Origin of the sequence: Nocardia uniformis NBRC 13702 (genome assembly GCF_001613345.1) — a bacterium.
Classification (GTDB): Bacteria; Actinomycetota; Actinomycetes; order Mycobacteriales; family Mycobacteriaceae; genus Nocardia; species Nocardia uniformis.
In genome coordinates this window covers 96878-110685 of sequence record NZ_BDCE01000045.1, presented here as the reverse complement: position 1 = coordinate 110685, position 13808 = coordinate 96878, and the positions used below count along the sequence as shown (strand labels likewise).

The following is a 13808-nucleotide window of genomic DNA, read 5'->3' as shown; positions in this document are numbered from 1 at the left end:
TCGCCGACCACCGCCCGATGGCTAGCATCACAGCGGTGACTGTGATTCCGGACCCCTCGGCCCCATTCCCACTGCCGCACACCGACCGGACCGTATTCCTGAAACCGCACGTCGAATCCGACAAGATCGAGGTCGGCGACTACACCTACTTCGATGATCCGGACGCCGCCACCGATTTCGAAGAGAAGAACGTCCTCTACGCCTTCGGTCCGGAAAAGCTGATCATCGGTAAGTTCTGTGCCCTCGCCAGTGGCACCACCTTCATCATGGCCGGTGCCAACCATCCCACCCAGGGCGTCTCCACCTTCCCCTTCACCATTTTCGGCGGTACGTGGGCCGAGCAGACCATGGACATCATCACGTCCATTCCCAGTCGCGGTGACACGGTGGTCGGCAATGACGTGTGGTTCGGCTACAACGCCACGATCATGCCGGGCGTCCGCATCGGCGACGGCGCGATTATCGCCACCGGAGCGGTCGTCACCACCGATATCGCGCCGTACACCATTGTCGGTGGTAACCCGGCTCAGCCGGTGAAGCAGCGCTACGCCGATGAGGATGTCGCCCGGCTGCTGCGCGCCGCCTGGTGGAACTGGCCGATCGAACTCGTCACCGACCAGGTCCGCACGATCATGGCGGGCACCCCCGAGCAGATCGAGAAGATCGCCATCGAGAACGGGCTGCTCTGATCACTCGCGCCGTACCGATCCTGTCGACCAGTTGCGTCCGCCGCGCGGCCGACTAGCGCGGTGGGCGAAGTTCGAGACGGAATCCGCCGTCGGGTTGCGCATCGGCCCGCAGGGTGCCGTCCAGCAGGGCTGCCCGCTCCCCCAGCCCGGCCAGGCCGTGGCCGGAGCTGGGCAAGGCCATTCGGGGTGCGGTGCCGCGTGGATTGCTCACGACCACAACAACTTCCGTGGGAGTCGGGTCGTAGGTCACGGCGACGGATGCGCCGGGGGCGTGTTTGCGCGCATTGGTCAGCGCTTCCTGGACCGTGCGGTAGACGGCCCGCTGCAGGGGTGCGGGTAGATCGGTGGGGAGTTGGCCGGTGACCGTGATGTCGAGCCCGCTCGTGGCGAGTAGGTCCGGCAGTGCGTCGACCGTCGGTTGCGGAGCGAGCCCCGCCGCCACGGTTCCCGAGGCACGCAGGACGGTGACCATATGGCGCAGTTCATCCAGGGTTTTCACGCTCAGACCGCGAATGGTAGCTGCCGCTGCGGTGGTGTCGCTGTCGGCGCTGCTCATTTCGAGGGCGCCCGCCCGGACCGCGATCAGGCTCACCTGGTGGGATACGACGTCATGCATTTCGCGGGCGAGTTGGGCGCGGTCCAGTGCCAAGGCGGCCTGAGTGTGCAGGGCGGCGCTTTCCTCACGGGCGCGCACCACCTCCCGCAACTGTTCCCGCAGCGCGTGACGCGCGGAAACCAGGCGACCCAGCAGCACCGGGGCCGCGGCGAGCATGATGCAGAAGATCACCTGACTCATGAACCATGTGAAATTCACCGTCCAGTCGATCGGGTACTCACCGGCGGTCAGCAGCACGAAGGTCGGCAGAATACCCGCCACTGCCGCGATATTCCGTTTCGCGTGCCGACCCACCTGATATGCGGCGATCGCCACAATGAGCAGCGAGGAGCCGAGCACCAGTGCCGGTAGCGTGCACAGATATACCGTCACCGGATATTTCCGGGCCAGCAGCAATGCGAGCAGGCCGACACACGAGGCGATGATCGCGGCATCGGATAGGTCGGTGTGCAGCAGCCAGACGTCCAGGGCCGCAATACCTATCATCAGGCCGTACCGGAATTCGGCACGAAATCGGCCGTCCAACAACGCATTCACCCGCGGTGTATTCATGCGCCCGATCCTGTGACGATACCCGCCTGCTGCGCGATCAATGCCGCTTCGACGCGGGTACCGACCTCGAGTTTGCCGAGGATCGCGCTCATATCGTCCTTGACCGTACCGACGCTGACATTGATCAGCTCACCGATTTCCCGGTTCGCCCTGCCGAGCGCCACCTGCACCAGGATCGTTCGCTCCCGATCGGTCAGCCGCGCCACCGCCGCCGATGCCGCGGCCACCGCGCCCGATTCCGCGCAGCCACTGATCACCGAGCGGGTGACGGTCGGCGAGAGCACCACCCCGCCCGCGATCACCGTGCGCACCATGGTCGCGAGCTGACGTGGATCGGTGTCCTTCAACAGAAATCCCGACGCACCGAGCCGCAATGCCTCGAGGACATACTCGTCGACGTCGAATGTGGTCAGCATCACCACCACCGGTGAATTGTCGCGGCCCATGAGCTCGCGCAGAATTGTGAGCCCGTCCACATGCGGCATTCGAATATCGAGCAGGACGACATCGGGGCGGTATTGGTCGATGGTTTCCAATGCCTCGAAATCCGCTGCGGTGGCCACGGCCTCGATTCCCGGATCCTGCGCGAGGATCAGCTCGAAACCGCTACGGATCAGCGCTTCATCGTCGACCACGACCACCCGGATCATAAGCGTTGACGATACGACATTTCCTTTCCGCCGAGCGGCTACGAAATTCCAGCCAGTCGGCGGGTCGATATCACTCCGCGCGGCGATGCGACCCGGACCGGCCGCGGCGTAACTTCTTTTCGACTCTCCGCTCAGCGAATTCGAAAGGTGCCCGGTGTCATTACCCGACAGTTCCACGGTATGCGATGGATCGCCGGTGCGACCGACCTCGAAATCCTGGGCGGCGCGCGCCTGGCTGCTCCAGATCCTCGCCTTCGCGGCCACCTTCGGCGCGGCCGGCGCGGCGGCGATCACGATCCTGCTGACCCGCGCGGCACCGAACTGGAGCGACACCGTGGCGGACGCCTACCGGTATGCCAATTGGGCCGCGGTGCCGTTCGCCGCGATGGCGCTGTGGCTGGCCTATCGGTGGCTCGGGCTGTCCACCCGAGAGCTGGGTCTGGCCGCACCGGTCCGCGGCGGCGAATTCCTCCGGGCGGTGGGCGCGGGGTATCTGATCCTGTGGGTGGCGCTGCAGGTACTCGGCTCCTTCCCCGCATGGCTGCCGACCGGACAGGACACTCTGCTCGACGCCAGCACCTGGGATGCCGTAACGCACAGTGTGCGTGCGGGATTGGTGGAGGAGGCGGTGCTGCTCGCGCTGCCGATGGCGATTATGTGGCGGCTGCGCTGGCCATGGTGGGCGCAGGTGGCCGTACTGGCGGCGCTGCGGCTGCCGTTCCATCTGTATTACGGGCCCGCCGCCATCGCGATGGTCATTGTCTGGTGCGTGCTGTTGCGCTATGCCTACGACCGGGTTCGGCTGGTGTGGCCGTTCATGGTCGCGCACGCGCTCTACAACCTGAACACCTTCGTCGTGCCCGCCGGTCTGCCCAAGGCCGGGATCACCCTCGTCATGCTGGCGCTCGGTGTGACCTTCTTCGTCCGCTGGGTGCGGCGGCCCTCGGCGGTCCCGCCGGTGCGGAACGGCATATGAGTGTCCGTGCACGACAACGGCTGTCGTACGCGCGGCCGGTCCGACGTGGCGGGGAGGGTCTGGATGCGGCGGCGGCGTTCACCGCGGCCCTGCTCGCCGGGGCCGCGGTGCTCATGCCGATCCGCTTTCCCTGGATGAGCGAGGCGTCGCCGTTCGAGACACAACGATTACTGCTCGGTGCTCCCGAGGCAGCGATGGTCGGGGTGATCGCCGCGGTCGCGGTCGGAGCGGTCGTTGTGACCGACAACCGGGCGGTGACGGCCTGGTGGACGGCCGCTGCCGGACTGCTCGGGATCTTCGCGAACTCTGCCTTCGGCCACGGGGCCGAATCCTCGGTGACCATGAACTACGTCGACGCCCTGTGTGCCGGTGTCGTACTGGGCGCGGTGGGGGCCGCCGCCCTTCGCCGGCCGATGTCGGCTGTCGCCTTCGCGCTCGGTGTGGCGGCCGTGCTGGTGATCGGCAATTCCGCGACCCCGGTCCCTGGCCTCGACCACGCCCTCTGGGGGGATATCGCACCCTTCTCCCTGGTTGCCGCGCCGCCGCTGTGGTTCATCGCGATGGCCCTGGTGCTGGCGCTGTGCAGTGGATACCGCAATCGGCGCGCGGGGTTGGCCCCGACCCCGCCGACGGAGCTGCCGCTGTCTCCGATTCTCGCCACGGTGTTCCTGGCCCTCGTCGCGCTGGTGGTGTCGGAGCGCCTGGCTCGAATGAGATTCGATGCCGGTGTCGGGCAGATCGGATTCGCGGTGGCGGCGATCGTCGTGGCCGCGACCGTGGCCGCTTTCGTACTGCCGGGCCGCGACGGCGTCGTCATCCTGATGGCGCTGGCCCTGACCGCGGCGTGTGCCGCACAGGGCGCGATGCCCCGACCACCGTGGAGCGTGCCCCTGCTCATCGCCGTGCTCAGCATCGGCTTGTTCGCCGGGATTCGGCGGCCATCCGTCGCCGGTGCGATGACCCTGGTTACCGCACTCGCGGCGGTATCGATCTGGATCGATTCCGGCGGGCCGCTGCTGGCGGCCGCCGCCGGCGGGGCACTGGCATTCATCGTGGGTTACTGCTGCGGGACGGTCCGCCCGGTCTCCGCACGCAGCCGGATCCTGGCGGCACCCATCCTCTTCCTGCCCTCGGTCGTGACGGCGTTGCCGGCGGAGATACATTGCGGATTGCTGGGTTTCGAGCCGTCGAGTACGGCGACCCCGGGCTGGACCGCGGTCGCTACTACCCTCGCCGCCATCGGTGGAATCATTGTGCTCTACCGGCTCCGGCCCGCTCGGAGCCGCTGATTACCTGCCGCGCACGATCTTTCGGAGTTTCGTTACGCGCGGACCGATTTCGCGTTCGTAACCATGGTCGGTCGGCACGTAGTAGTCGGTGCCGACCAGCTCGTCGGGCGGATACTGCTGTGCGAGAACGCCATCCGGATGGTCGTGTGGGTACCTGTAGCCCTGGGCGTTGCCGAGGGCGGCGGCTCCGGAGTAGTGGCCGTCGCGTAGATGCGGTGGGACGGCTCCGGCCTTCCCTTTGCCGATATCGGACATGGCTGCGCCGATCGCCTTGACCACTCCGCCGGATTTGGGGGCGGTCGCGATGTGGATGGTGGCCTGCGCCAGGGCCAGTTGGGCTTCGGGCAGCCCGACGAGCTGCACCACCTGGGCGGCGGCCACCGCCGTTTGCAGGGCGCTCGGATCGGCCATGCCGACTTCCTCGCTGGCTTGGATCATCAAGCGGCGGGCAATGAATCGGGGGTCCTCACCCGCGGTGATCATGCGGGCCAGGTAGTGCAGGGCGGCGTCGACATCGGAACCGCGCAGCGATTTGATGAAGGCGCTGATGACGTCGTAGTGCTGATCTCCGGCGCGGTCGTAGCGGACGGCGGCCTTATCGACGCTGGCCTCGACCAGATCCACATCCACGGTGCCGTCGAGGGAGGATTCGGCGGAGGCCTCGAGCGCGGTGAGCGCGCGCCGGGCGTCACCGCCCGCCACCCGAATGATGTGGTCGAGGGCGGCGTCGGTGACGGTGTACTCCCCCGCCAGGCCGCGGGAGTCCTCGACGGCGCGACGCAGCACGGTCCGGATATCGTCCTCGGACAGCGATTGCAGTTGCAGCACCAGTGAGCGTGACAGCAGTGGCGACACCACCGAGAACGACGGGTTTTCGGTGGTCGCGCCGACCAGCAGCACAATCCGGTTCTCGACCGCCGCCAGCAGCGCGTCCTGCTGGGTCTTGGAGAAGCGGTGTACCTCGTCGATGAACAGCACCGTCTGCTCGCCGTGCAGCAGGCGGCGACGCGCCAGATCGATGACGGCGCGCACCTCCTTCACTCCGGCCGAGAGCGCCGACAGTGCTTCGAAGCGACGACCGGTGGCGTGTGAAATCAGTGACGCCAGCGTGGTTTTGCCGGTGCCGGGCGGCCCGAACAACAGCACCGAGGCGGCACCGGAACCCTCGATGAGCCGCCGCAGCGGCGAGCCCGCGCCCAGCAGATGTTGTTGCCCGACCACCTCGTCCAGACTTCTGGGTCGCATCCGCACCGCCAGGGGTGCGAAATGGTCGGCGCCGTTCCCGGCGGAACCCGCCGTGAACTCGTCGGACCCGGTATCGGCCCCCGGTGCGTCGAACAGCCCTTCAGTCACGGTCACGACCCTACCGACCCACCCCGACACCTCGATGCGCACCGGCCGCACCCGGAGCCGTTATGAACTGTTCACCTGTCCAGTTTGCCTCGGCGAGGCGGATGGGCTGAGATCATGCCGTGCCTCTCCGCGAGATCATCAGCGCCCGCCTCGACCGCCGGACAGTTCTCAAGGGCAGTACCGCTGCCGTCGCGGCGACCCTGCTCACCACCGCCCCGGCGCGCGCCGAGCACGTGGTATTCCAGCACGGCGTCGCCTCCGGCGATCCACTACCCACCGGGGTAATCGCGTGGACCCGCGTCACGCCGAATGCGGACGCCACTCCCGGCTCCGGCGTCGGCGAGGCGGTCACGGTGCGCTGGGAGGTGGCGACCGATGACGGCTTCTCGAATATCGTCGCCTCTGGAACACAGACGGCCACAGTCGATTCCGACCACACCGTCAAGGTCGATATTTCCGGCCTGCGGGCGGGCAGCGACTACTGCTACCGCTTCACCGCCCTCGGCCAAACCTCCCCGATCGGCCGGACCCGCACCGCGCCCGATACCGCCGCGACGCCGGACCGGCTGCGCTTCGGTGTGGTGTCGTGCGCGAACTGGGAGGCCGGATACTTCAACGTCTACCGCCACCTGGCCGCGCGCACCGACCTCGACGCGATCGTGCATCTCGGCGACTACCTCTACGAGTACGCGCGCGGCGAGTACGGCGGACGCACCGGTTCGGTCCGCGTGCACGAGCCCGCCCACGAGATCGTCTCGCTGGCCGACTACCGCATCAGGCACGCCCAGTACAAAACCGATCCGGATTTGGCGAATCTGCACAGGCAGCTGCCGTTCGTCTGCATCTGGGACGACCACGAGACCGCCAATGACACCTGGTCCGGCGGCGCGGAGAACCACACCCCCGGCGCCGAAGGCGATTGGCAGACCCGCAAGGCCGCGGCGCTGCGGGCGTATCTGGAGTGGATGCCGGTGCGCGCGGGCGCGGACCGCCGCCTGTACCGCCGACTGCGCTTCGGCACCCTCGCCGAACTGTCCATGCTCGACCTGCGCAGCTACCGCAGCCAAGAGGTGAAGGCCGGACCCGGCTGGCGACAGGTCGACGCGCCGGACCGCACCATTACCGGTGCGGATCAAATGGATTGGGTCACCAATGGTTTGGTGTCATCCCCGGTGAGTTGGAAGCTGATCGGCAACCCGGTAATGATCGCGCCGCTGGTCTTCCCGCCCTTGGAACCGGCCACCACCGCCGCCCTCACCCAGTTGATCGGCATCCCCGAGGGCGGTATCCCGGTCAACCTCGACCAGTGGGACGGATACACCGCCGACCGCAAGCGCCTCCTCGACGCCGTCACCGACAACCAGGTCGGCGACGTACTCTTCCTGACCGGCGATATCCACACCTCCTGGGCCGCCGACCTGCCCCTCGACGCCGCGAACTATCCGGGCGGTCCGACCGCGGGCGCGGAATTCGTGGTGCCGTCGGTGACGTCACCGAGCCTGGGCGACATGATGAGAACACCGCCGCGTACGGCCTCCCTCGCCGCGGAGGCGGCGCTGCAATCGGTGAACCGGCATCTGCGCTATATCGAAATGGATTCACACGGCTATGGCGTCCTGCACGTGGACGCGGGCCAGGCCCAGATGGACTGGTTCTATGTCAGCGATGTGCTGGATCCGAATGCCGGTGTGCGCCACGGGGCTTCACTGGCGGTGCGCCGGGGTGGACGCGTGGAGCAGCGCCCCGGGCCGGTCCTCGACTGAACTCGCTGGTCTCGTCATCCCGGCGTGTCCTTGGCCGGGATCCACACCTTCTACGGGTGGTGGATTCCGGCCAAAAGCATGCCGGAATGACGAAGGCGGGCAGGGCCGGAATGACTGACGGTTCGCGCCGCCCTATTCCTCCCACTGCTCCTCGAGGGTCGCCGATACATGCTCGGCGAAATCGCCCAGTGTGTCGTCGCCGATGCAGCGGGCGTCCTCGGCGAGTGCCGCCCAGCGGTTGATGAGCGCCGCCGATCGGGGAATCGACAGGCCGTGTTCGCGGGCCGCCGCGATGCGCGAATGATCGGCGGGCAGGAACCAGTAGGTCGACAGCCACACCCAGATGAGCCGGGCCTCGAGAATCCGTTCGGCCAGCACGGTGTCATCGGCGAGTGACGGCCATACCGCCACCACCTCCGAGCGCCACGCCTCCACCATCTGCCGCGCGCGTTCGCGGGACAGTTCGAAATCGCAGAGGCAGCCCGGGAAAGAGACCAGCGCGTAGGCTATATCGAGGGTGGCGTCGCGGAAACCGCCCCACTCGTAATCGAGGAAGCGCGCACCCTCCTCATTGAGGATCACATTGTCCGGGCACAGATCCGAGGGACTGAACGCGCGGTAGCGTCCGGCCGAGAACAGCCGGTTGCCCCGCACGATACGTTCGGCGATTTCGCCGGGTACCTCGATACCCATCTCCCGCTGCAACATTTCCGGCACTTCGGTCACGGCGATCTCGGCCTGCTGGGCGATTCCGTCCACCCGGTGCACGACATCGACGCGCCGCAGCAGCGCGACGAAATCCGCTTCCCGCCCGACCGTCGCGGCATGCATCCGGCCCAGCGCCTGCGCGAATGCCATGAGCGCATTGCGCCCGGCGGGTTCGACCCCGGCCTGTAGGACCGCGGTGAGCGGCGAGATCTCCCCCAGGTCACTGAGAATGAGTAGACGTTCGGGGAGGCTGTAGCCGAGCAGGTACGCCCCGGGCCGATGTTCGCGTCCGAGGGCGGTGGTGAACTGGTACGACACCGCCTCACGGAGGAACGCGGAGTCGATGCTGGCGACCCCCGGCGCCATACCGCCGGTGCGTCGTTCCTGCGCGGCACCGCGGACCTGCTTCACAATGAGGGTCCGTGGAAGTGAGAAAGCGTTTTCCGCAACACGCACACGTAGAACCGTTGTCCTACCACTACCACTGAGCTCTATAGGATCACTCAGCTTTACCGGAGCACCCATTCGCTTTGTGAGCAAGTGTTGTGCCGCGGACACGACTTCGGCGGCGCGTTCGGCCAATAGTGCGGTCATCGCGTCCCAAGTTACTCGCTCCAGGTCACTTTCAGCGAGCGGTTCCGCAACCTTTCGCGCGTCGTCCGGCGTGTCCGGGTGAAGGGTTTGCCCACGCGGCGCTGGTTGCTTGACACAACCAACACCGTCCGGTTGTCTCATCTTCAACTGCTGTGCGCCACACCGTAAACCGGAATATGTGAAAGGTTTGTGACGATGACCGGCACACCGCCCTCAACACCTCGCGAATCGGGCGAAACGCCCTCTGACGAGGGTGGCGAGCGGCACCCCACCCCACCCGGTCACCACCAAACTCCCGAGCCGCCAGCACATTCGGCGAGTCAGGAATCCGCGCCGGGATTCGGTCGCCACGAAATGCCCGGCCCGCGCGGATACCCGCAATTCGAGGGCCCGGGACAGGCGCAGTACGGCAGCGAGCCAGTGGAACCGCCACCTCCCCTTCCTTCGCGCCACGCTACGCCGAGTGGCTCCGGCATGTCGCCGCCGCCGGGTTTCGGCCCACCCCCGCAGTCGGGCGCGCCGCAGCAACCGGGTTCGGTTCCTCCCGGCCAGTTTTCGCCGAATCAGGGATATCCGCAGGGACAGCCGTATGCACAGGGGCAGGCATATTCGCAGGGGCAGGCATATTCGCAGGATCCGGCCTCGAGGGGCGCCGCACCCGGGAACCTTCCGCCCGGTCAGGCGCCGAACCCCGCGGGACAGCACGGCACACCGCAGCGCGCGGAATCGGACACGCTCGATGTCGGGCACGCCCTCTCCTACGGCTGGGATCGTTTCCGCCTCAATCCGATTCCGTGGGTCGGCATCGTATTGGTCGGTTTGATCGCCTATCTGGTGGTTGCGCTGCTGGTGAATATCGCGAACGTCCAGTCTCTGCCGGTGGTGCTGCTGGTCTTCGCCATCGCCTCGCTCATGGTGTGGCTGCTGCAGGCCGCCATGATTCGCGGCGCGCTCTACGAAACCGACGGCACACCCACCGATTTCGCGGCGTTCTTCGGATTCGTCAATGCGGGCGCCGTCCTGGTCACCGCGTTGATCGTCTTCGTCGCCTGCCTGATCACCTCGGTGCTGTGCGTGATTCCGGCATTGATCGTCGGCGTGCTCTGTATGTTCGCCCTGCACTTCGTGATCGACCAGGATCAGAATCCGATCGAGGCCATCAAATCCAGTGCGCGACTGGTGATCGGGAATCTGTTCCAGACCGTACTGCTCGCCATCACGGTCACGGTCATCACGCTCATCGGCCTACTGTTCTGCGGTATCGGCCTGCTCGTGGCCGGCCCCGTATCGGCCATCGCGGTGACCTACGCCTACCGCACCCTCACCGGCCGCCTGGTCGCACCGCTGTAGTCACGCGACAGCTGTCGATCAGGTGGCATCGGACAGCCACCAGTTCCGCACCCGATCGACCGGCCCGCCCTCGCCCGCACGGCGAGGGCGCAGCCACAGCACCAGAACTCCGGCGACCACAATGCCGACCATATTCACGCCGAGCTGGCCGATGGACATGAACGCCTTGTGCCATTCGCCGAGGGTGGCCGCCACGGCCGCGAATCCGGCCGCGGGAATGGTGGTCACGGAGATGAAAACACCCACCAACGCAGCGGATTTCGCGGTGACCAGCGACAGCATCCCCGCCGCGCCCGCGAGCAGCGCGACCACGAGGGAGAACGGTCCGACCTCGTAGATGAAGTCCACATTGTGCAGATCCTCGATACCGCGCACCGTGATCCAACCGAACCGCTCCCAGACCAGCGAGACCGCCGCCGCCACCGCCATGGCGAGCGGGAAGCCGACCAGCAGCGCCAGCGCGGAGCGGCGGGCGAGCCGGAAATCCTTGCGCACCAGCGCGACCGATATCGCGGCCAGGGGCCCGAATTCGGGCCCCACCACCATCGCACCGACAATCGTGACCGGTGAGTCGGTGGCCACGCCGACCACGGCCAGCAGGCACGCGATGGTGATGAAGGCGAGAAAGGTCGGGCTGAGCGTGGATTCATCGTGCGTCTGCGCGATCAATTCCTCCCACACCACCACATCCGACGGATCGCCGGGCGCAGTCCGCACCGCGCGCTCAGCGGCATCGGAGAGCACCGTCTCCAACGGATCGATCGCGATCCCACCACTGTGCTTGATACCGAGGCCCCGCAATCCGGCCAACACGGCATTACCCGATTCGCGCGCGACCGCGCATTCGACGACATCACCGACCGGTTCCACAGCACTACCCCGCTGCACCGAGACCAGCGTCGCACCCGGTTCGCTCACCAGCAGTTCCACGGCGGCATCGGTCGTGCCCGGCGGACAAACCACTCGGATATGCAGCACCGCATCTCCTCGCCATCGGCGGACTGCCGGTACCGGTCGATACCAGCGGGGTGCAGCGTATCGGCGGGAGCGACCAGGCAGGTCAACCGACGCGCTGTGCTCCCCGGCCCGGATCCCGACCGGTTACCTGCGGTGGGGATCCAGCGCTGTCCAGAGCGCTTACCGACTTGGCGTCACAATGTCCCTGGACCGGCCGCCTTCGTCATTCCGACGCGCTCTTGACCGGAATCCACACCCCCGCGGTAGTGGATCCCGGCCAAAAGCATGCCGGGATGACGGGACTTTCCCGACCTCACGCTTTCGACAGAAACTCGACGAGCGCCCATCGTGCCCAAGAGTGGCGGGTGGTCCGAGACGCGCCGGAGTGGCGGGTGATCACCGCCCCAGATCACAAAGCAGCGCGCGCCGAGAGAACGGATTGCTCTCTCGGCGCGCTGCCGTGTGTTTCGGTCCGGTCGAGGCCTACTTCTCTTTGCCCTCGGCGATCGGGTTGCCGTTGGCGTCGAGTTTCGCGTCCAGGCCCGCTTCCTTGCGCTGCTGCAAGGTGATCGCGGTAGGCGCTTCGGTCAGGGGGTCGACGCCGCCGCCGGACTTCGGGAAGGCGATGACCTCGCGGATGGAGTCGAGTCCGGCGAGGAGTGCGGTGATGCGGTCCCAGCCGAAGGCGATGCCGCCGTGCGGGGGTGCGCCGTACTTGAAGGCGTCGAGCAGGAAGCCGAACTTGTCCTGGGCCTCGTCGTGGCTGATGCCCATGACCTTGAACACCCGTTCCTGCACGTCACCGCGGTGGATACGGATGGAGCCGCCGCCGATCTCATTGCCATTGCAGACAATGTCGTAGGCGTAGGCCAGCGCCGAACCCGGATCGGTGTCGAAGGTGTCGACGAATTCCGGCTTGGGCGAAGTGAAGGCGTGGTGCACCGCGGTCCAGGCGGAATTGCCCAGGGCCACATCGCCACTCGCGGTGGCGTCGGCGGCGGGCTCGAACATGGGAGCGTCGACGATCCAGACGAAGGCCCAGGAGTTCTCGTCGATGAGGCCGCACTTGCGGGCGATCTCGCCGCGCGCCGCGCCGAGCAGCGCCCGGCTGGACTTGATCTCACCGGCGGCGAAGAACACACAGTCGCCCGGTTCCGCGCCGACGTACTTGGCCAGACCCTCACGCTCGGCATCGGTCAGGTTCTTGGCGACCGGACCGCCGAGGGTGCCGTCCTCCTGAACCAGGATGTAGGCCAGACCCTTCGCCCCGCGCTGCTTGGCCCAGTCCTGCCAGGCATCGAGCTGACGCCGCGGCTGGCTCGCGCCGCCGGGCATGACGACCGCGCCGACATACGGCGACTGGAACACCCGGAACGGGGTGTCCTTGAAGTAGTCGGCCATTTCGGTGATCTCGACCTCGAACCGCAGGTCCGGCTTATCGGAGCCGTACCGACGCATGGCCTCGGCATAGGTCATATGCGGGATCGGCGTGGGGATCTCGTGGCCGATGAGCTTCCACAGCGCGACGAGGATGTCCTCGGCCAGGAGAATGACATCTTCCTGGGTGACGAAGCTCATCTCCACGTCGAGCTGGGTGAACTCGGGCTGGCGGTCCGCGCGGAAGTCCTCATCGCGGTAGCAGCGCGCGATCTGGTAGTAGCGCTCGATACCGGCCACCATGAGCAGCTGCTTGAACAGCTGCGGGCTCTGCGGCAGCGCGTAGAACTTGCCGGGCTGCAAACGCGCCGGCACCAGGAAGTCGCGAGCGCCCTCCGGGGTGGACCGGGTCATGGTCGGGGTTTCGACCTCGACGAAGGCATGCGAGGCGAGCACATCGCGGGCGGCGGCATTGACCTTGGACCGCAGGCGAATGGCATGACCCGGACCTTCGCGGCGCAGATCGAGGTAGCGGTACTTGAGCCGAGCTTCCTCGCCGGGGGTCTCATCCAGCTGGAACGGCAGCGGCGCGGCCTCGTTGAGAACCTCGAGGTCGGTGACATTGACCTCGATATCGCCGGTCGGCAGATTGGGGTTGCCACTACCAGCCGGTCGGTTCTCGACCACACCGGTGACCTTCACACAGAACTCATTGCGGAGCTTATGGGCCTGCTCAGCCGGTGCGCCCTCCCGGAACACCGCCTGCGACACACCAGAGGCATCACGCAGATCGATGAAGATCACGCCACCATGGTCTCGACGCCGGGCCACCCAACCGGTGAGGGTTACGGTCTGGCCAGCGTGCTCGCTTCGCAACGAACCAGCCAAGTGGGTGCGCAGCACGGGAGTCCTTTCGACGCATTCGAAGCACCGG

11 protein-coding genes are annotated in these 13808 nt (G+C 66.8%); 5 read left to right on the top strand and 6 right to left on the bottom strand.

Translation table 11 applies throughout. From position 1 onward, the window contains the following. Positions 1 to 17 precede the first annotated feature (17 nt). Positions 18 to 689, top strand: a complete 672-nt coding sequence (locus NU1_RS14490; protein WP_067521595.1) for a CatB-related O-acetyltransferase — start codon at positions 18 to 20, stop codon at positions 687 to 689. Positions 690 to 741: 52 nt separating this feature from the next. On the opposite strand, the gene NU1_RS14485 is transcribed toward NU1_RS14490, so the two are convergent. Together NU1_RS14485 and NU1_RS14480 are read right to left on the bottom strand one after the other, a co-directional pair. Then, a complete protein-coding gene (locus tag NU1_RS14485; RefSeq protein ID WP_084521358.1) occupies positions 742 to 1857 on the bottom strand; it encodes a sensor histidine kinase in 1116 nt (371 codons plus the stop codon). Then, a complete protein-coding gene (locus tag NU1_RS14480) occupies positions 1854 to 2507 on the bottom strand; it encodes a response regulator transcription factor (RefSeq protein ID WP_067521594.1) in 654 nt (217 codons plus the stop codon). Before NU1_RS14480 ends, NU1_RS14485 begins: the two co-directional genes overlap by 4 nt. Before the next feature lie 196 nt (positions 2508 to 2703). Here NU1_RS14480 and NU1_RS14475 point away from each other — a divergent pair, with 196 nt between their 5' ends. Beyond that, positions 2704 to 3483 carry a CPBP family intramembrane glutamic endopeptidase gene (locus tag NU1_RS14475; RefSeq protein WP_157552244.1) on the top strand — a complete coding sequence of 260 codons (780 nt, stop codon included), beginning with the start codon at positions 2704 to 2706 and terminating at the stop codon, positions 3481 to 3483. Next, complete coding sequence (locus NU1_RS14470; protein ID WP_067521590.1) at positions 3480 to 4772, top strand: hypothetical protein; 1293 nt, start codon at positions 3480 to 3482, stop codon at positions 4770 to 4772. The genes NU1_RS14475 and NU1_RS14470 overlap by 4 nt, the downstream gene beginning before the upstream one ends. On the opposite strand, the gene NU1_RS14465 is transcribed toward NU1_RS14470, so the two are convergent. Beyond that, positions 4773 to 6125: a replication-associated recombination protein A gene (locus NU1_RS14465; RefSeq protein WP_067521733.1), complete on the bottom strand. Its 1353-nt coding sequence runs from the start codon at positions 6123 to 6125 to the stop codon at positions 4773 to 4775. Positions 6126 to 6244: 119 nt separating this feature from the next. On the opposite strand from NU1_RS14465, the gene NU1_RS14460 reads away from it, so the two are divergent. Continuing rightward, positions 6245 to 7888 carry an alkaline phosphatase D family protein gene (locus NU1_RS14460; RefSeq protein WP_084521355.1) on the top strand — a complete coding sequence of 548 codons (1644 nt, stop codon included), beginning with the start codon at positions 6245 to 6247 and terminating at the stop codon, positions 7886 to 7888. 132 nt (positions 7889 to 8020) lie between these two features. Here the strand turns inward: NU1_RS14460 and NU1_RS14455 are convergent, their stop codons facing one another. After that, entirely contained in the window at positions 8021 to 9190 is a 1170-nt protein-coding gene (locus NU1_RS14455) for a phosphotransferase family protein (protein WP_067521588.1), read from the bottom strand. Between the two features lie 474 nt (positions 9191 to 9664). Between NU1_RS14455 and NU1_RS14450 the strand changes: the two genes are divergently transcribed. Then, positions 9665 to 10540 (top strand): DUF7847 domain-containing protein, encoded by an 876-nt coding sequence (locus NU1_RS14450; RefSeq protein WP_157552242.1) that lies wholly within the window; start codon positions 9665 to 9667, stop codon positions 10538 to 10540. An 18-nt stretch (positions 10541 to 10558) separates the two neighbouring features. On the opposite strand, the gene NU1_RS14445 is transcribed toward NU1_RS14450, so the two are convergent. Both NU1_RS14445 and aspS read right to left on the bottom strand, forming a co-directional pair. Beyond that, entirely contained in the window at positions 10559 to 11518 is a 960-nt protein-coding gene (locus NU1_RS14445) for a DUF389 domain-containing protein (protein ID WP_084521352.1), read from the bottom strand. Between the two features lie 462 nt (positions 11519 to 11980). Beyond that, entirely contained in the window at positions 11981 to 13777 is a 1797-nt protein-coding gene (gene aspS, locus NU1_RS14440) for an aspartate--tRNA ligase (protein ID WP_067521582.1), read from the bottom strand. Between the last annotated feature and the right edge of the window lie 31 nt (positions 13778 to 13808).

Coding starts and splice junctions, on each gene's coding strand:
- NU1_RS14450 (WP_157552242.1), top strand. CDS start 9,665: ATGTCGCCGCCGCCGGGTTTCGGCCCACCCCCGCAGTCGGGCGCGCCG.
- NU1_RS14485 (WP_084521358.1), bottom strand. CDS start 1,857: ATGAATACACCGCGGGTGAATGCGTTGTTGGACGGCCGATTTCGTGCC.
- NU1_RS14490 (WP_067521595.1), top strand. CDS start 18: ATGGCTAGCATCACAGCGGTGACTGTGATTCCGGACCCCTCGGCCCCA.
- NU1_RS14455 (WP_067521588.1), bottom strand. CDS start 9,190: ATGACCGCACTATTGGCCGAACGCGCCGCCGAAGTCGTGTCCGCGGCA.
- NU1_RS14480 (WP_067521594.1), bottom strand. CDS start 2,507: ATGATCCGGGTGGTCGTGGTCGACGATGAAGCGCTGATCCGTAGCGGT.
- NU1_RS14470 (WP_067521590.1), top strand. CDS start 3,480: ATGAGTGTCCGTGCACGACAACGGCTGTCGTACGCGCGGCCGGTCCGA.